Annotated in this window: 16 protein-coding genes; 13 read left to right on the forward strand and 3 right to left on the reverse strand. The window is 70.1% G+C overall.

What is annotated here, in order from left to right; translation table 11 throughout:
* Positions 1-26: 26 nt before the first annotated feature.
* Positions 27-767, reverse strand: coding sequence for a flagellar basal-body rod protein FlgF (gene flgF, locus N177_RS02795; RefSeq protein ID WP_040485066.1), 741 nt, complete (start codon positions 765-767; stop codon positions 27-29).
* Positions 768-1,064: 297 nt separating this feature from the next.
* Here flgF and N177_RS02800 point away from each other — a divergent pair, with 297 nt between their 5' ends.
* The 6 genes from N177_RS02800 to N177_RS02825 all read left to right on the forward strand — a co-directional run bounded on the left by N177_RS02800 (position 1,065) and on the right by N177_RS02825 (position 8,012).
* The gene (locus tag N177_RS02800; RefSeq protein ID WP_023430711.1) at positions 1,065-1,538 is read left to right on the forward strand and encodes a flagellar basal body-associated FliL family protein; all 474 of its coding nucleotides are present in this window, start codon (positions 1,065-1,067) and stop codon (positions 1,536-1,538) included.
* Between the two features lie 11 nt (positions 1,539-1,549).
* On the forward strand, positions 1,550-2,644 hold the full coding sequence (fliM, locus tag N177_RS02805) for a flagellar motor switch protein FliM (RefSeq protein ID WP_023430712.1): 1,095 nt from the start codon (positions 1,550-1,552) through the stop codon (positions 2,642-2,644).
* A complete protein-coding gene (locus N177_RS21265) occupies positions 2,644-3,162 on the forward strand; it encodes a DUF6468 domain-containing protein (RefSeq protein ID WP_051402221.1) in 519 nt (172 codons plus the stop codon). Before fliM ends, N177_RS21265 begins: the two co-directional genes overlap by 1 nt.
* Complete coding sequence (locus tag N177_RS02815; RefSeq protein WP_023430714.1) at positions 3,159-3,851, forward strand: MotE family protein; 693 nt, start codon at positions 3,159-3,161, stop codon at positions 3,849-3,851. The genes N177_RS21265 and N177_RS02815 overlap by 4 nt, the downstream gene beginning before the upstream one ends.
* 124 nt (positions 3,852-3,975) lie before the next feature.
* Positions 3,976-4,368 carry a GFA family protein gene (locus N177_RS02820; protein ID WP_023430715.1) on the forward strand — a complete coding sequence of 131 codons (393 nt, stop codon included), beginning with the start codon at positions 3,976-3,978 and terminating at the stop codon, positions 4,366-4,368.
* Positions 4,369-4,523: 155 nt separating this feature from the next.
* Positions 4,524-8,012, forward strand: a complete 3,489-nt coding sequence (locus tag N177_RS02825; protein ID WP_152527822.1) for a tetratricopeptide repeat protein — start codon at positions 4,524-4,526, stop codon at positions 8,010-8,012.
* Positions 8,013-8,049: 37 nt separating this feature from the next.
* Here the strand turns inward: N177_RS02825 and fliP are convergent, their stop codons facing one another.
* Together fliP and N177_RS20420 are read right to left on the reverse strand one after the other, a co-directional pair.
* Positions 8,050-8,799 (reverse strand): flagellar type III secretion system pore protein FliP, encoded by a 750-nt coding sequence (gene fliP / locus N177_RS02830; RefSeq protein WP_244444227.1) that lies wholly within the window; start codon positions 8,797-8,799, stop codon positions 8,050-8,052.
* A gap of 8 nt (positions 8,800-8,807) precedes the next feature.
* Positions 8,808-10,535, reverse strand: coding sequence for a flagellar biosynthetic protein FliO (locus N177_RS20420; RefSeq protein WP_023430718.1), 1,728 nt, complete (start codon positions 10,533-10,535; stop codon positions 8,808-8,810).
* A gap of 224 nt (positions 10,536-10,759) precedes the next feature.
* Between N177_RS20420 and flgB the strand changes: the two genes are divergently transcribed.
* From flgB to cckA, 7 genes are all read left to right on the forward strand, one after another.
* Complete coding sequence (gene flgB, locus N177_RS02845; RefSeq protein WP_040485032.1) at positions 10,760-11,155, forward strand: flagellar basal body rod protein FlgB; 396 nt, start codon at positions 10,760-10,762, stop codon at positions 11,153-11,155.
* Positions 11,156-11,166: 11 nt separating this feature from the next.
* Positions 11,167-11,577: a flagellar basal body rod protein FlgC gene (gene flgC / locus N177_RS02850; RefSeq protein ID WP_023430720.1), complete on the forward strand. Its 411-nt coding sequence runs from the start codon at positions 11,167-11,169 to the stop codon at positions 11,575-11,577.
* 27 nt (positions 11,578-11,604) lie between these two features.
* On the forward strand, positions 11,605-11,904 hold the full coding sequence (gene fliE / locus N177_RS02855) for a flagellar hook-basal body complex protein FliE (protein WP_023430721.1): 300 nt from the start codon (positions 11,605-11,607) through the stop codon (positions 11,902-11,904).
* A 38-nt stretch (positions 11,905-11,942) separates the two neighbouring features.
* Positions 11,943-12,206, forward strand: a complete 264-nt coding sequence (fliQ, locus tag N177_RS02860) for a flagellar biosynthesis protein FliQ (protein ID WP_023430722.1) — start codon at positions 11,943-11,945, stop codon at positions 12,204-12,206.
* A gap of 6 nt (positions 12,207-12,212) precedes the next feature.
* Positions 12,213-12,974: a flagellar biosynthetic protein FliR gene (gene fliR, locus N177_RS02865; protein ID WP_023430723.1), complete on the forward strand. Its 762-nt coding sequence runs from the start codon at positions 12,213-12,215 to the stop codon at positions 12,972-12,974.
* 4 nt (positions 12,975-12,978) lie between these two features.
* Positions 12,979-14,067 (forward strand): flagellar biosynthesis protein FlhB, encoded by a 1,089-nt coding sequence (flhB, locus tag N177_RS02870; RefSeq protein WP_023430724.1) that lies wholly within the window; start codon positions 12,979-12,981, stop codon positions 14,065-14,067.
* Positions 14,068-14,128: 61 nt separating this feature from the next.
* Positions 14,129-16,645, forward strand: coding sequence for a cell cycle histidine kinase CckA (cckA, locus tag N177_RS02875; protein WP_040485069.1), 2,517 nt, complete (start codon positions 14,129-14,131; stop codon positions 16,643-16,645).
* The last annotated feature ends 7 nt before the right edge of the window (positions 16,646-16,652 follow it).

Raw genomic sequence — 16,652 nt, forward strand, 5'->3', positions numbered from 1 at the left:
TGGCCTCTGCTTCGTCGCCGCTGTCGTCAGCTGTTGCGGGAGAGGGTGGAAAGGGTCGAACGGCGGAGTTCGTCCGTTCTCTCGATGATCTTGGCGATGCTCTGGTAGGTCCGGTTCACGCTGACCATGTCGGTCATCTGGGTGACGCCGGAGACGTTCGAGCCCTCGAGCACGCCCTGCATGAGCCGGGGATCCTCCGCCGGCTGGGCGACGGCGTCACCGGCGGCGAAGACGTTGTCGCCCTGCGCCTTCAGGAGGCTCACGTCGTCGACGGTGACGATCGCGAGGCGTCCCTTCTCGCCGGCCGAGCTCGACACGGTGCCGTCGGCGCTGAAGGTGATGCCGCTCTCGTCCGCGGCGAAGGTGATGGGGCCGCCCTCGCTCATGACGGGGTATCCGGCCGCGGTGACGAGCTGGCCGTTCGCGTCGATCTGGAAGCCGCCGTCGCGCGTATAGGCGGGGCCGTCCGGCGTCTCCACGGTGAAGAAGCCCTGGCCCCCTATGGCCACGTCGAGCGGCGACCCGGTCTGGCGCATCGTCCCGGCGGAGTGGTCGCGGTAGCTCGCCCGGTCGACGACGTAGGAGATGATGCTGTCGGCCCGGCTCGGCGCGTTCATCTCCGCCTTCGCCATCTGGTACTCCTCGAACACCACCGATTCCCCGCGGAAGCCGGAGGTCTGGAGGTTCGCGATGTTGTTCGCGATCACGTCCATCCGCCGGCGCAGCGCCATTTGCTGCGACAGGCCGATCAGTTGGGCGTTTTCCATCATCGCACCGCTCCTTCCGGTTAGCGTCCGGCCCTCCGGGGCGCACGGGGGGCTGCCAGGCGAAAAGCACGCGGCGTGCCAACCAAGGAATCAAGCGGAATCAATGCGTTGCGAGGGGGAGGGGGAGGCGGCAGATTTTTCCGCCCGGCGCGGACCGGCAGGACTTGCCGGGTAGAAATTGCCCGAAACGGCCCGTTGGTAACCACTCGTTAACCATCCCCGCCGCACCTTCCGACCGTTCCGGAGCGCGCGGGGGTTCACGCCCGCGCGGACGGCGAAGGGGACGGGGTTGATGACATGGCGGACGTGACGGCCGGCGACAGCCCGGCGACCGAGACGGAAGGCAAGCCGGCGGGCAAGAAGAAGCGGATCATCATGGCCGTGCTCGGCCTCGCGCTCCTCGGCGCGATCGGCTTCGGCGTGACGATGTTCCTCGGGGGGGAGGAGAGGGTGGCTCCTCCACCTACGCCCATCTACATGAACCTCCCGGAGATGACGATCAACCTCTCGACCGTCGGCGACCGGCCCTACTACCTCCGCGCCGTGATCTCGCTCGAGATGACCGACGAGGCGACGAAGCTCGCCCTCGAGCCGGTGATGCCGCGGGTGCTCGACGCCTTCCAGGTCTATATGCGCGAGCTCCGCCCGAGCGACCTCAACGGCTCCGCCGGCATCCAGCGCCTGAAGGAGGAGCTCGTCCGCCGCGTCAACCTCGCGATCTACCCCTCCGAGATCACCGGCGTCGCCTTCACAGAGCTCGTCGTCCAGTAGGCCCCCGACCCATGACCGACACCGACGGCGACGCGCTCATCGACCCGCGCTCCATCATCGTCCAGGACGACGACGAGGTCGGCGGCGCCGGCCGCTCGGCCGAGCGCATCCTGAACCAGGACGAGATCGACAGCCTCCTGGGCTTCGACCTCAACGACATGAACAGCGGCGAGAAGCGCGGGCTTCGCGCCATCATCGACTCGGCGATGGTCTCCTACGAGCGCCTGCCGATGCTCGAGATCATCTTCGACCGCCTGGTGAGGCTGCTGACGACGAGCTTGCGCAACTTCACCTCCGACACGGTCGAGGTGTCGCTCGACGAGCTCACCTCCGTGCGCTTCGGCGACTACCTGAACGCGATCCCGCTGCCGGCGATCCTCGGCGTCACGAAATGCGAGGAGTGGGACAACTACGCCCTCGTCACGGTCGGCGCGAACCTGATCTACTCGATGGTCGACGTGCTGCTCGGCGGCGGGCGCCGCGGCGACCGGCTGCGCATCGAGGGGCGTCCCTACACGACGATCGAGATGAGCCTCGTGCGCAAGCTGATCGAGCTCGTCCTGTCGGACGCAAACGACGCCTTCGCGCCGCTCGCCCCGGTCGGCTTCGGCCTCGAGCGGCTCGAGACGAACCCGCGCTTCGCCGCGATCACCAGGCCCGCGAACACCGGCATCCTCGTCCGCTTCCAGATCGACATGGAGGAGCGCGGCGGCCATTTCGAGATCCTCCTGCCCTACGCCACGATCGAGCCCATCCGCGAGCTGCTCCTTCAGCAGTTCATGGGCGAGAAGTTCGGCCAGGACCCGATCTGGGAGGGGCATCTCGCCTCCGAGCTCTGGCAGACCGCGGTGGATCTCGACGCGGTGCTCTTCGAGCAGAAGATGCCGATCGGCCGGGTGATGAACTTCGAGGTGGGCCAGACGCTGATGCTCGACCGCGGCCCGCGCGACCTCGTCGAGCTCCGATGCGGCGGCACGCCGCTGGTCGACGGCCGTGTCGGCCGCGTCGGCGACAGGGTGGCGGTCCGCGTGTCGACCGGCCTGCGGCGGCCGAAGACGAGTTATGCCTCGCTGGAAGACTCCAGCGCCATACCGGGAGAGGGTTGATGGGGGGATCGTTTCTGGTGGTTGCGGTGGAGCTTCTCGTCGCGGTGCTCCTCGCGACGACGATCGGCTACTGCGCGCTGCTCAACCGCCGGCTGTCGCGCCTGCGCGCCGACGAGGCGGCGCTGAAGGCGATGGTCGTCGAGCTCGTCCAGGCGAGCGAGGCCGCCGAGAGGACCGTCGCGGAGTATCGGCGCACGGCGGCCGAATGCGACAGCGACCTTGCGGCGAAGCTGAAGGATGCCCAGCATTTCAGCCGGTTCCTGACGCACGAGATCGATCGCGGCGAGGCGGTGCTCCTCCGTCTCGCACGCCTCGGCGAGATGGTTCGCGCCCGCCGTGCGGCGGCCGCCGCGGCCCGTGACGAGGCGGAGAAGGAAGAGGGCGTCGCTCGCGGGCGGAGCTCCGAGGCGGCGCATGTCCATCCGGTCCAGGAAGAGGCGGAGCCTGTCAGCCGGGGCCGTGGCTTTGCTCCGGAACTGCCGGAGGACGAGGCCCACGACATGCGGGTGGCGGCATGAAGGAAGTCCGTCTGCTTCCCCTCGTGATGATCGCGGCGGGTGCGATGCTCGCCCTCAGGGTCACGACGTTCGCGCTCGGCGAGCCGCCGCAGATCGCGGTGGGCCAGGCGCATGCGCAGGCCGCGGAGGGAGGGGCGACCGTCGCGGAGGAGCCGCTCGACGAGACGTCTCGCCCGGCGCCCGTCCCCGACACCGTCACCGGTCTCAACCAGACCTTGCCCGGCGGTTCCGACGCCGCCTCCGCCATCGAGACGAGCCTGGCGGCACGCCGGGCGGAGCTCGAGGCGAAGGCGAGCGACCTCGAGCTTCGGGAGAAGCTGCTCTCCGCGACGCAGCAGCGCGTCGAGGAGCGCATCGCGGAGCTCGAGGCGATCGAGCAGCGGCTCGACGCGCTGATGGCGAAGCGCAGCGAGGAGGAGGATGCGCGTTTCGCGGCGCTCGTCGAGATGTACGGCAAGATGAAGCCGAAGGATGCCGCGCGAATCATGAACGGGCTCGACATGGCCGTTCTTCAGCGGGTGGTGGAGAAGATCACGCCCCGGCAGATGTCTGAGATCATGGCGAACATGGACGCGGGCGTCGCCCAGAAGCTGACGATGGAGCTGTCCGAGGAGGCCCCGCAGCTGACGGTCGAGGCGGCGCAGCAGCCGGGCGAGCTTCCCAAGATCGTGGGCACGCGCAACCCCTGAGGGCGTACGCGGCGGCGGCGATGTCTCCGCCGGCACCCGTCCGCCGCGGGATCCGGAACCACTTGCCGCGGACGGTGTTCTCCGAACCGGGCGTTCAGCCGCCCTCTTGCCGGGGAGACGCAGCATGGATCGGTTCACGGGCGGGTGCCTGTGCGGCGACCTCCGGCTTGTCGCGTCGGGGCGGCCCTACCGGGTCGGCCTCTGCCACTGCCTCGACTGCCGAAAGCATGGCGGCTCCCTCTTCTACGCGGCCGCGATCTTTCCTTCGGATGCCGTGCCGGTCGAAGGCGAGACGAAGGAGTTCGCCGGCCGCTTCTTCTGTCCCCGCTGCGGCTCGTCGGTCTTCTCGCGCAGCGCCGACGAGATCGAGATCAATATCGGGGCGATGGATTCTTCCGACCAGCTGGTGCCGACCTACGAGAGCTGGACCATCCGCCGCGAGGCCTGGCTCCCGCCGTTCCCGCTCGCCCGCCACTACGAGCGCAATCGCGAGGGGCAGGAGCGCTTCGAGGAGTAGCCGCCCGTCGCGGCGAAGGGGGTGGCGCCGGTTCCGGAGCATCCACTTAAGCCGTTCTTTACGCCACACGCGCAGGATCTGGCCTCCGAAGAGACTGCTCCGAGCGGGCGGCGGACGGGGGCTGGGCGATGCCGCGGGAGCGGAAGACAGTATTCTTGACGCGAAGACTGCAACGGGTGCGCGCCGGCGTCGCGCTCCTTGCGGCGGCGTGCCTTCTCCTGATCGGGAGCGCGGGTGCCGCGAGCGCCGTCGAAGCCCGGATATCGGCGAACCAGTCGGGCGGCTTCGGCCGCATCGTCCTGACGTTTCCGTCCGAGGCGCCCGACGCGACGGCGGAAATCCTGGGCGGCGTCGCGGTGCTCGGCTTCGGCAGCCCGGTGGAGCTCGATGTGGAGCGGATCCGCGCGGGGCTACCCGACTACGTCAACATCGCCAGACGGGATCCCGATGGCCGCGCCGTCCGCATGGCGCTCAATCGCGGCGTCAGCATCAACATCATGCCGGCGGCCGAGCAGCTCTTCATAGACATCCTGCCCTCCGACTGGCAGGGCGTGGCGCCCGGTCTTCCCCAGGAGGTGATCGACGAGCTCGCCAGGCGGGCGCAGGAGGCGGAGCGTCTCGCGCGCGAGGCGGCGGAGCGCGCGGCACCGGAGAAGATCCGCATCGACGTCGACTTCGCCGCGATGCCCACGTTCGGGCGATATGTCTTCACGCCGGAAAAGCCGATCGAGATGCAGCTCGATCGCGACGAGACGGGCCTCGAGGTCACCTTCAATGCGCCGAGCGTCGTGCGGCTCGGTGCGCTTCAGGCGAGGCTTCCCTCCTATGTCGGCGATCTCAGCCGCAGCGCGACGGCCGACCGGACGGTGCTGCGTTTCGCCGTGCGATCGAGCCTGACCGTGCGCGACTTTCGCGAGGGCCAGAGCTACGTCCTCGATTTCGTCCCGCCCGAGGGTTTTCGCGAGCCTGCCGTCGAAGCCGCGCCGGAGGACGAGGCAGCGCCGGATGAGGAGGCGGCGGCGGCCGGGCCGGCCGTGCCTTCGCAAGCTCCGCCAGTGCGCAACGTGTCGGCCGACCGGCCGGTGGCCGGCACCGGCGCAGAGCCCGCCGTGACGGCGGAGCCTGCCGTGGCCGGCGGTTTGGCGGCGGCTCCCGGCGACGTGTCGGCACCCGTTCCGGCGGTGGCGGAGAGAAGCGCGCCCGCGCCGATGCCCGCCGCGACGCAAGCCCGGCAGGCCGAGGCGCAGGCGGAACCGGCGATCGACGCCGCCCAGCTCCAGGTCGGGCGCGATGCGGAAGGGCTGAGGCTGACCTTCGCGTTCCCGGAGCCCGTTCCGACCGCGGTCTTCGAGCGCCTGCAGGCGCTGTGGATCGTCCTGAGCACGCTCGATCCGCTGGAGCTCGGCGCGATCGAGCAGGTGGCGCCGGACCTCGTCACCGGCGTGACGAGCTGGAAGACGGAGGATGCGACGGTGCTGCGCCTCGCGCTGGCGCGCCCGCTCATCGCGCAGGCGGAGCCGGCCCAGTCCCGCCTCACCGTCCTCGTCGGCGGCGAGCCGGCGCAGCCGGCGACGGCACTCGGCGTCAGGCGCGTGGCGGGGGACGAGGGGGCGGCCGTCGCGGAGATTCTCCTGACGGGCGCGGGACGCCTGCATGAGATCGAGGACCCCGAGACGGCCGGAAGGCTGGTCGTCGTCACGGCAGCGGGGCCTGCCCGTGGCTTTCCGAAGCGCCAGCGCTTCGTCGACTTCACCGTGTGGCCCACCGCCCACGCCGTCGCCGTCGAGCGTATCGCCGACGGGCTGGACATATCCCTCCAGGGCAACCTCGTCCTGATCTCACGTCCCGCGGGCCTCAACCTCACGGCGTCCGGCGAGAGCGGACCCGCCAACCCGCGCCTGGCCGCACAGGAGGCGGCGGCGGCGCGGCCGGGCCATGTGCGGCTCGACGGGGCGATCTCTCCCCGGGAGGCGCACGAGCGTATCAGCCGTCAGATCCGCCTCGTCGGCAGCGCGCCGGAGATCGGCCGCAACCAGGAGCGGCTGGCGCTCGCGCGGACCTACCTCTCGCTCGGCATGGGTCCCGAGGCTCTGGGGGTTCTGAAGCTCGCGGGCGAAGCGGCCGGAGAGGCGGCGGGCGAGGCGCCGATGCGGTCGCTCCGCGCGGTGGCGCTGCTCCAGATGCACCGGCCCCGCGAGGCGCTGAAGGAGCTCGATGGCTTCGACCTCTCGCAATCCACCGACGCGGCGCTCTGGCGCGGACAGGCCTACGCCCAGCTCAGGCGGTGGGACGACGCCCTCGCGGCCTTCGCGGCCGGCGATCCGGCGCTCCCGAGCTACCCGCCGCGCCTCCAGCAGGACCTGCTTTTGAGCCAGGCGGAGGCGGCGCTCGAGCTCGGCCGTCCGGCGCTCGCCAAGGGGGCGCTCGAACAGGCCGAGGATGCCGGGGCGGGCAAGGACAAGCGCTTCAGGCTGCTCGAGGGCCGCTATGCCGAGATGAGCGGCGACGTCAACCGGGCGATGGCCGCGTATGGCGTCGTGGGGGGCGAGGGGCTGGCGACGGATGTCCACATGGCACAGGCGCGGCTCGGCCGCATCGTCCTCGGGCAGCGGATCGGCGAGATCGCCGACGCGGACGCGATCAAGGGCCTCGAGACGCTGACGCAGGAGTGGCGGGGCGACGAGACGGAGTGGCGCGCCTCGCGGCAGCTCGCGGGCCTCTATGCCGAGACCGGCGAGTATCGCAAGGCGTTCGAGCTCCTCCGCACCGCGCTGGTGGCCGATCCCGATTCTCCCTCGACGAAGGGGATGCAGGAGGATCTCGCCCGCGTCTTCGAGGACGTGTTCCTCGGCGGGAAGGGAGACGAGCTGTCCTCCGTCGAGGCGCTCGCCCTCTACTACGACTTCAAGGAGATGACGCCGATCGGCCGCAAGGGCGACCAGATGGTTCGCGCGCTCGCGGAGCGTCTCGTGTCGCTCGACCTGCTCGACCAGGCGGCGGACCTCCTGACCTACCAGGTCGAGCACCGGCTGGGCGGGGCCGCGCGGGCGCAGGTCGCGACCCGGCTCGCCGCCATTCATCTGATGTCCGGCCGGGCCGGCGACGCCATCCGCGTCCTGACCTCGACGCACCAGGCCCACCTGCCGGTCGAGATCGAGAACGAGCGCATCCTGCTCGAGGCGCGGGCGCTGGGGGAGGTCGGCCGTTCCGAGCTCGCGCTCGACCTGCTTCAGACGGTGCCGGAGGACGACCGGGCACGCGAGACGCGCGCGAGCATCTTCTGGAAGGCCGAGCGGTGGCGCGACGCCGCCGAGGAGTACGAGCGCATCCTCGGCAACAGCTGGAACGAGGCGGCGCCGCTGACGGAGGCCCAGCGGGCTTACGTCCTGCGCGCCGGCTACGCCTATTCGGCCGCGAAGGACAAGCTGGCGCTGCAGCGCCTGCGCACGAAGTTCCTCGAGAAGATGGCCGACAGCGTGGACGGCCACGCCTTCGACATCGTCACCCAGCCCGAGGTGGCCGGCACAGGGGAGCTGCAGGCGGTCGTCGCCCGGCTCGCCGACACCGGCACGTTCCGCGCGCTCATGAAGACCTACGCCGCGCGCGGCGGCCCTGCCTCGCCGGACGAGATGCCGGAGACCTGAGGGCACGCGGCTTCGCCTTCGCGGGCGGAGAGGCGCCTCATGTCCCGAAGCTCTGCACGAGGCTGCCCGCGATCAGGTGCCAGCCGTCGACGAGCACGAAGAAGATCAGCTTGAACGGCAGCGAGATCACGATCGGCGGCAGCATCATCATGCCCATCGACATGAGGAGCGAGGCCACCACCATGTCGATGATGACGAACGGCACGAAGAGCAGGAAGCCGATCTCGAAGGCGCGGCGGAGCTCGCTGATCATGAAGGCGGGGACGAGGACCCTGAGCTCGACGTCGTCGGGGCCCTCCGGCTGCTCGGCGCCGGCGAGGTCGACGAAGAGCATGAGGTCCTCCTCGCGCACCTGCGTCATCATGAAGGTCCTGAAGGGCGCCGCCGCCCGCGGAAACGCCTCGTCGAGCTCCATCTCGCCCGCCAGGAGGGGCTGGACGCCCTCCTCGTAGGACGTCGTCAGCACCGGCGCCATGATGAAGAACGTTAGGAACAGGGCGAGGCTAATCATCACCGAGTTCGGCGGCGCGGTCTGGAGGCCGATCGCGGTGCGGAGGAGCGACAGCACGACGACGATCCGCGTGAAGGAGGTGACCATCACGAGGATCGACGGCGCGAGGCTCAGGACGGTGATGAGCGCGATCAGCTGGAGCGCGCGCTCGGTCAGCCCCGTGTCGTCGGCGAAGTCGAGGGTGAACTCCTGGGCGAGCGCGGGCCCGGCCCAGAGCAGGGCCGCGGCCGTGAGCACGCCCGCCGCCGCGGCGAGCGTGCGGCGGCGAGACGCCATCATGAAACTCAGCCGTCCCGCTTCAAGATCTGCTCGTAGATGTTGAATTCGTCGTCTTCGTCCTTCGGCTTGTTCTCCTTGTCCGAAGGGGCTTGCGGCTTCGGGGTGTCCTGCGCGGCCTCGCTCTCGGGCGCCTGTCGCGGCGCGGGCTGCGGGGCCGGCCGCTGAGCCTGCGCCGGCCCTTCGCGGGCAGGCTCGGAGCTCTCGGCCTCCGGCGGCTTCGCGGCGGCAGGTCGCCGCGCGGCGAACGGCTCGAGCTTGAGCTCGGCCGCCATGGCGGCGGCGAGGTCGATCTCGGCGGGCTTCTGCCGCGGCTGCCCGCCCGCCGGCTCCTCGGGCTTCGCCGGCCTCGGCGCCGCCGGTTCCGCGGGGCGCGGCGCGGGAGCGCGTGCGGCGGGCTCGTCCCTCGCGGGCGTGTCCGGCCTCTCGCGAGGCGTGGCGCTCGCCTCCTCCGCCGGCCGCGGCGGGGAGGGCTGCGCAGGCTGGGCCGCGCGCTGGCTCGCGAACGGGTTGCCGGGCGCCTCGCGCGCGCTCTCGCGGCGCTCCTCCACGGGGCGGCCCTCAACGGCCCTGGCGGGGCCGGAGGCCTCGCCATGCTGCTTGGCCGGCTCGCGCGGCGCGGCCGCGTCCGCCGGGGAGGGCGGGGCCGGACGGCGGGCCACGGGGGTGAGCGAGGGCTCCACGCGCTCAGACCGGGGCTCCTCGGCGGCTTGCTCCGCCGCCCTCGGTGCGCGGCCGGGTGCGCCGGCGAGGCCTTCGCCCGATTCCGCACGCGCCGGGCGCGCCGTCTCTGGACGGCGAGAGGCCGGGCTGCCGGCGGCGGCGTCATCGGGCGCGGACGGGGTCGCGGCAGGACCTTCGCCGCCCGGACGCCTCAATGCCGCCTCGAGGCGCGTGGCCATGGCCTCGAGGTGCTCCGGCTGCCGGCTGCCGGCCGGCGGCTCGGCCGCCGGTGCTCGGGGCGATTCCTCCGCCTGGGCCGGGCCGGGGAAGGGCACCGTCTGTGCCGGCTGGCGCGGAGGCGTTTGTGACGGGGCCTGGGGACCGGGGTAGCGAGGCGAAGGCCGCCCGGAGGAGCCTTCCGCTCCACCGGACGCTTCGGCGGCGCTCTCCTTCGAGCCGCGTCCGACGGTCGCCACGCGTTTCAGGGCGGCGAACGGCGAGGGGCGCTGGCGCTGAGTGTCCTCGGCTTCGGACCGGGAGGAGGTGGGGCTTCCGGCAGCGCGCGAACGGTCGGGAGCAGCTGGGGCGGCGGGGGCGACCCGAGGCTCCGCGCGGGCTTCGGGTGCGGCGGGGGCCTGAGGCCGCGGTGCGGGTGCGGTCGGACGCGGCGGCGTCTGCCGCGGCGGCGTCATGTCGGGCTGGCGCTGCGGCATCGAGCGCATCTGGTCGTCGCCCGCCATCGCGGGGGCGCGGACGTCCGCGACGTCGGCAGCGGCCACCCGGCGGCCGTTGGAGTCCACAACGATATCGGTCTGCCCGCCCACGAGGAGCAGGTGCTCGGTGTTGTCCCATCGCACGAGCACGAGGCGACGCTTCGCGTCGACGCCGGCGGAATCGATGACGGTGATGCGGTGCTGCCTGGTGCGCAGGCCCATCAGGGCCGATCGGCCGGCGGCGAGCCTGCGGATGATCCACGCGGTGAGCGCGATCAGGAGCAGGACGAACACGAACGCGATGAAGAAGCGAGCGGGAAGGCCCAACTCAACATCCAGGAGCTGTTCGAGAAACTCCATGCGAGGGCCTCCTTCTAATCGGGGCGGCGGGACGCGACACAACCGCGCTACAAAGCCGGGCAAAAGTTGCCGACGTCAAGACTAACAGTTGCTTAACGTCCGTAGCTACACGGACGGTTCCGCCCGGTTCAAGGGGGCGCGGCGATCCGGTCCGTCGTGGTTAACGCTCCGTTAACCATACACCCGGCAGTATCTGCCCGGTCAGAATATGCCGGGCTCCCCACATGAGTATCTCTCAGCTCCCCCTCTTCAGCGCGCTCAAGACGCGCATGTCCTGGCTGCAGCAGCGTCAGGACGTGCTCGCCGAGAACGTCGCGAACGCCGACACGCCACGCTACGCCGCGCGCGATCTCGAATCGCTCGACCTTTCGAAGTACGTGAACGAAGGGCGCAAGATCCGCCCCGTGCGAACCGACGTCTCCCACATGACGCTCGATTCGGCGGGCGGGGCGCCGCGAATCGTCTCGACCTCGAGCTTCGAAACCACGCCTTCCGGTAACTCGGTGGCGCTCGAGGAGGAGATGATGAAGGTCGCCCAGACGCAGATGGACTACCAGCTCGCCAGCGGCCTCTACGCCCGCAGCGTGAGCGTCCTGAAAACCGCTCTCGGACGGGCGTGAGGAGAGGCTCGATGGAACTGATGAAGAGCCTTCATGTCGCGGCGAGCGGCCTCAGGGCGCAGTCGGCGCGGATGCGCATCATCGCCGAGAACATCGCGAACGCCGACTCGACGGCGAAGACACCCGACGGCGACCCCTATCGGCGGCAGGTTCCGAACTTCAGGGCCGAGTTCGACCGGAAGCTGGGAGCGACCGTCGTGGAGCAGGCCAAGACGCTGCCGGACCGCAGCGACTTCAAGCTTCGCTACGCCCCGAGCCATCCGTCCGCCGACGAGAAGGGCTACGTGAAGATGCCGAACGTCGAGACGCTGATCGAGGCGATGGACATGCGGCAGGCCCAGCGGAGCTACGAGGCCAATCTCGGAATCATCGAGACGGCCCGCAACATGGTCAACCGCACCCTCGACATTCTCCGCGCCTGACGGCGCGCATCAGGAGGAACCTGAAACATGACCCCAGCAATTGCCGCCAAGGCCTATTCGAAGCTCGCAGGCGGCGCGACGGAGCTTCCGGGGCGGGCCGGCGGGGCGGGCGAGGACTTCGCCGCCATGCTGAAGACCGCGATGGCGGACGTGGCCCAGACCGGCGCCGTCGCCGACAAGGCGAGCCTCAATGCTGCCGCAGGGCAGGGCAATCTTGTCGACGTGATCACCGCCGTGTCGGCGAGCGAACTGAACATGCAGACGGTCGTGACCTTGCGCGACCGGGTGATCGAGTCCTACCAGCAGATCATGCAGATGCCGATCTGACGAATCGGGCGTCGGGGCCGAGAGCGGGGAATAGACGGATGACGGGGCCGGAAGTGCTGGACGTGGCCCGCGACGGCGTGTGGACGCTGATCCGGATGTCGACGCCGCTCATGGTGGTGGGCCTCGTCGTCGGCGTGTCGGTGGCGCTGTTCCAGGCGTTGACGCAGATCCAGGAGATGACGCTCGTCTTCGTGCCGAAGATCATCGCCATGTTCCTGGCCCTGCTCGTCGCGCTGCCGTTCATGAGCGAGGCACTGGCGAGCTACATGGCCCGCATAACGGAATACATCGTTGCGGGCTGAGCGCGGGTGACGGTCGACCTCCTCCCTTCGGCGGCGCTCACCTTCCTGATGATCTTCGTGCGGGTGGGCACGCTCGTCATGCTGATGCCCGTGCTGGGCGAGACGACGATCCCCGTGCGGGTCCGGCTCGTCTTCGCGCTCGTCCTGACGCTCGTCTTCTATCCCGTGATCGGCGGCCTCATGCCCGCGGTCCCGACCACCCTCGGCCAGCTTCTCGCGCTTCTCTTCGGCGAGCTCGTCATCGGGTTCTTCATCGGCCTGCTCGTCCGGCTCGTCATGTCGGCGCTTCAGGTGGCGGGATCGGTGATCGCGATGCAGACCGGCCTCGGCTTCGCCCAGAGCTTCGACGCGAGCCAGGGCCAGCAGAGCGCCGTCTTCTCCTCCTTCCTGTCGGTCCTCGCGATCGCCCTGATCTTCGTCACCAACCTGCACCACCTCTTCCTCGCGGCCATCTTCGACAGCTACACGCTGTTCCCGCCGGGCACGATCCCGCCGGTGGAGGACGGGCTGCGGCTCGGCGTGCGGATCGTGGCGGAGTCCTTCGCGCTCGGCGTACAGATATCCGCGCCGTTCCTCGCCTTCGGCCTGATCTTCTATTTCGGGCTCGGCATCCTCGCCCGCCTGATGCCCCAGGTGCAGGTCTTCTTCGTCGCCGCGCCCGCCAACATCATGATCGGCTTCGTGATGTTCGCGGCGCTCCTCGGCGTCATGATGCTGTGGTTCCTCTCCTACCTGGAGAACGCCGTAACCCCGTTCCTCGCGAGGTGATGCGGTGGCGGAGCAGGACGACAGCGAACGCACAGAAGAACCGAGCCAACGAAAGCTCGAGCAGGCCCACGAGAAGGGCGAGGTCGCGAAGAGCCAGGAGCTCGTCTCGTGGTTCAGCCTGGCGGGCGTCACGCTGATCGTGCTCGTCTTCGCCAACGGAACGGCCGGGCAGATCACCGAGGCGTTCCGCAACTACCTGTCACGCGCCGCCAGCATTCCCATGGACGGGGGCAACCTGCGCGACCTGATGTTCGAGGTGGCGCTCGCCAGCGGCGGCGCGATCGCGTTTCCGCTCCTGATCATGGCGGCGGCCGGCGTGATCGGCAGCATGGTCCAGCACCGGCTCGTCTTCTCGACCGAATCGCTCAAGCCCAAGTTCTCGAAGGTCTCCCCGCTCAGCGGCGCGAAGCGCCTGTTCTCGGCGCAGAGCCTCGTCAACTTCGCCAAGGGCGTCGCGAAGCTCTCGCTCGTCGCCGCGATGATGGTGGCGCTGCTCTGGCCGGCGCGCGACCAGCTCGACAGGCTCGTCGCCCTCGACCTCGCGGAGCTCCTGGAGCTCGTGCGCATCTACGTGCTGAAGCTCCTGGCCGCCGTGCTCGCGCTCATGGCGTTCGTCGCCGCCGCCGACTTCGCCTGGCAGCGGCACTCCTTCATGAAGAAGCAGCGGATGACGCAGCAGGAGGTGAAGGAGGAATACAAGCAGACCGAGGGCGACCCGCACGTGAAGGCGAAGATCCGCCAACTGCGGGTGGAGCGCTCGCGGCGCCGGATGATGGCCTCGGTGCCGCAGGCGACAGTGGTGGTGACGAACCCCACCCATTACGCCGTGGCCCTGAAGTACGACCGATCGATGCCGGCGCCGATCTGCGTCGCGAAGGGTCTCGATGCGGTGGCGCTGAAGATCAGGGCGATCGCCGAGGAGCACGAGGTGCCGATCATCGAGAACCCGCCGCTCGCCCGGCTCCTCTATGCCGCCGTCGACATAGACCGCGTGATCGAGCCCGAACACTACAAGGCGGTTGCGGAAATCATCGGCTACGTTATGCAAATGAAGGCAAGGAAGGGATGGCGCCCGAATCGCGCCGGCCGGTGAGCCCAGCTGAAGGCGACGGCGGCATCCCCCTCTAGAAGGCACGTGCCCGACCATGGCGGACATGTCGAATTCCGAAAGCGTCGCAAAGTCGCTGGATCGCGAGAAGAACGAGCGCGAAGGCTCGATCAGTCTCGTCGTCCTGCTGGCGGCGGCGCTCATCATCATCGCCATCGCCCTCGCCCTGATGGGGCGCGAGGAGGCGCGGCCGATGATTCTCGGCGTGCTCTGCACGCTGGCGGTCGGGGGCGTGTTCTCCATGTTCGCGCTCGCCGTCGGCGTCCTGCGCTTCAGCGAAGGCACGCCGCGCGACGAGATCGCGACGGCCGTCGTCGAGAACGTGCCGGAGGGAGTGCTCGTCACCGCCGCCAACGGGCGCACGCTCTACGCCAACCCCGCCTATATGCGGCTCATCGGCGTCGACCGGTTCTCCGACGTGCGTGGCGTGGAGCGGGCCTTCGCCGGCAATGCCGACGCGGCGGAGGCGATCTTCAGGCTGTCGCAGGCCGCCGGCGAGGGCCGCCGCGCGGAGGAGGAGATCCGTCTCGAGCGCGGCGTCGACGGCGAGCGCGGCGTGACGTGGTACCGCATACGCGTTCACCCGATCGGCCGCGACCGGGCGCCCCGCATGATGTGGGAGATTTCCGACATCACCCGGGAGCGCGCGCGCCAGGAGGACGTGTTCCTCGAGCTTCAGCGTGCGATCGACAATCTCGACCATGCGCCGGCCGGGTTCTTCTCGACGGACCGCGACGGCCGCCTCCGCTACGTCAACGCCACGCTCGCGAACTGGCTCGGCTACGACCTCGCGGAGACGGAGACGGCGCGGCTGAGGCTCGACGACATCGTGTCCGGCGACGGGGCGGCGCTGATCCGGCAGGTCGCGCCGGCGCCGGGCGAGGTGCGCTCCGAGACGATCGACCTCGACCTCGTGCGCCGCAACGGGCAGACCCTGCCGGTGCGGCTGATGCACAAGGTGGCGTTCGACAACGAGGGTCGCGCCGGCGCGTCGCGGACGCTGGTGCTCGACCGCAGCCCGGGCGCCGACGTGTCGGAGACGCTGCGGGCGGCGGAGGTGCGGTTCGCGCGTTTCTTCAACAACACGCCCCTGGCCATCGCGACGGTCGACCGGAGCGGCCAGGTTCGGCGCACGAACGCGGCCTTCGCGCGCCTCTTCCCCCAGAGCACCCCGCGCCGTATCGAGGACTGCACCGCGGCCGGGGACCGCGCCCTTCTCGGGAAGCTCCTCGAGAAGGCGTTCGGGGGCAGGGCCGATCTCGCGCCGGCCGACGCGCACCTGCCGGGCGAGGGCGGCAAGGTGGGCCGCTTCTTCGCGAGCCCTGTCGAGGACAGCGACGGCGACGGCGAGGCGGCGATCGTCTACATCCTCGACGTGACCGAGCAGCGCGAGCTCGAGGCGCAGTTCGCGCAGGGCCAGAAGATGCAGGCGGTGGGGCTGCTCGCCGGCGGCGTCGCCCACGACTTCAACAACCTGCTGACCGCGATCATCGGCTATTCCGACCTTCTGCTGATCAACAACCGGCCGACCGACCCGTCGTTCAACGACATCATGCAGATCAAGCACAACGCGAACCGGGCGGCGGGCCTCGTGCGGCAGCTCCTCGCCTTCTCGCGGCGCCAGACCCTGCGGCCGGAGGTGCTGCGGCTCGGCGACGTGCTGAACGACCTGCAGGTCCTCCTGTCCCGGCTCCTCGGCTCCTCGGTCGAACTCACCGTCCAGGTGGACCGCGAGCTGTGGCTCGTGAAGGCCGACCTGAACCAGCTCGAGCAGGTGGCGATCAACCTCGCCGTCAACGCGCGCGACGCGATGCCGGAGGGCGGCAGCCTGTTCCTGCGGGCGGAGAACCTGGCGCTCGGCGAGCCGCGCGGCGCGGGCTCCGCACAGATCCCGGCGGGCGAGTTCGTCGTGGTCGAGGTGCAGGACACCGGCACCGGCATGTCGGACGAGACGATGGAGAAGATCTTCGATCCCTTCTTCACGACGAAGGAGATCGGCAAGGGCACGGGGCTCGGCCTCTCCACCGTCTACGGCATCGTCAAGCAGACCGGCGGGCACATCGAGGCGGAATCGACGCTCGGCGAGGGCACGACCTTCCGCATCTACCTCCCGCGCTACGTGCCGGCGCCGGAGGAGGTGCCGCCGAAGGCCGGCCAGGCGCCCGCGAAGGCGAAGGACCTGACCGGCAGCGGGACGATCCTGCTCGTCGAGGACGAGGAATCGGTGAGGATCTACGCGGCGCGCGCGCTGTCCTCCCGCGGCTACACGGTGCTCGAGGCCGACACCGGCGAGATGGCGCTCGAGCTGATGGACGAGCACGGCGGCGAGATCGACCTCGTCGTCTCGGACGTCGTGATGCCCGAGATGGACGGCCCGACGCTCATGAAGGAGCTCAGGGCGCGCAACCCCGGGCTGAAGATCATCTTCGTCTCCGGCTACGCGGAGGACGCGTTCAAGCGCAGCCTCGACGGCGGCGCGGAGGACTTCCACTTCCTGTCGAAGCCCTTCGACCTGCGGGAGCTGGCGGCGAAGGTGAAGGACGTGCTCTCCGGGCAGGCGTAGCCCTGCG

The sequence above is a fragment of the Lutibaculum baratangense AMV1 genome, from assembly GCF_000496075.1.
Classification (GTDB): Bacteria; Pseudomonadota; Alphaproteobacteria; order Rhizobiales; family Tepidamorphaceae; genus Lutibaculum; species Lutibaculum baratangense.

Coding starts and splice junctions, on each gene's coding strand:
- flgB (WP_040485032.1), top strand. CDS start 10,760: ATGAGTATCTCTCAGCTCCCCCTCTTCAGCGCGCTCAAGACGCGCATG.
- N177_RS02815 (WP_023430714.1), top strand. CDS start 3,159: ATGAAGGAAGTCCGTCTGCTTCCCCTCGTGATGATCGCGGCGGGTGCG.
- N177_RS20420 (WP_023430718.1), bottom strand. CDS start 10,535: ATGGAGTTTCTCGAACAGCTCCTGGATGTTGAGTTGGGCCTTCCCGCT.
- fliP (WP_244444227.1), bottom strand. CDS start 8,799: ATGGCGTCTCGCCGCCGCACGCTCGCCGCGGCGGCGGGCGTGCTCACG.
- cckA (WP_040485069.1), top strand. CDS start 14,129: ATGTCGAATTCCGAAAGCGTCGCAAAGTCGCTGGATCGCGAGAAGAAC.
- fliQ (WP_023430722.1), top strand. CDS start 11,943: ATGACGGGGCCGGAAGTGCTGGACGTGGCCCGCGACGGCGTGTGGACG.
- flgF (WP_040485066.1), bottom strand. CDS start 767: ATGGAAAACGCCCAACTGATCGGCCTGTCGCAGCAAATGGCGCTGCGC.
- flgC (WP_023430720.1), top strand. CDS start 11,167: ATGGAACTGATGAAGAGCCTTCATGTCGCGGCGAGCGGCCTCAGGGCG.
- N177_RS02820 (WP_023430715.1), top strand. CDS start 3,976: ATGGATCGGTTCACGGGCGGGTGCCTGTGCGGCGACCTCCGGCTTGTC.
- fliE (WP_023430721.1), top strand. CDS start 11,605: ATGACCCCAGCAATTGCCGCCAAGGCCTATTCGAAGCTCGCAGGCGGC.
- N177_RS21265 (WP_051402221.1), top strand. CDS start 2,644: ATGGGGGGATCGTTTCTGGTGGTTGCGGTGGAGCTTCTCGTCGCGGTG.
- fliM (WP_023430712.1), top strand. CDS start 1,550: ATGACCGACACCGACGGCGACGCGCTCATCGACCCGCGCTCCATCATC.
- N177_RS02800 (WP_023430711.1), top strand. CDS start 1,065: ATGGCGGACGTGACGGCCGGCGACAGCCCGGCGACCGAGACGGAAGGC.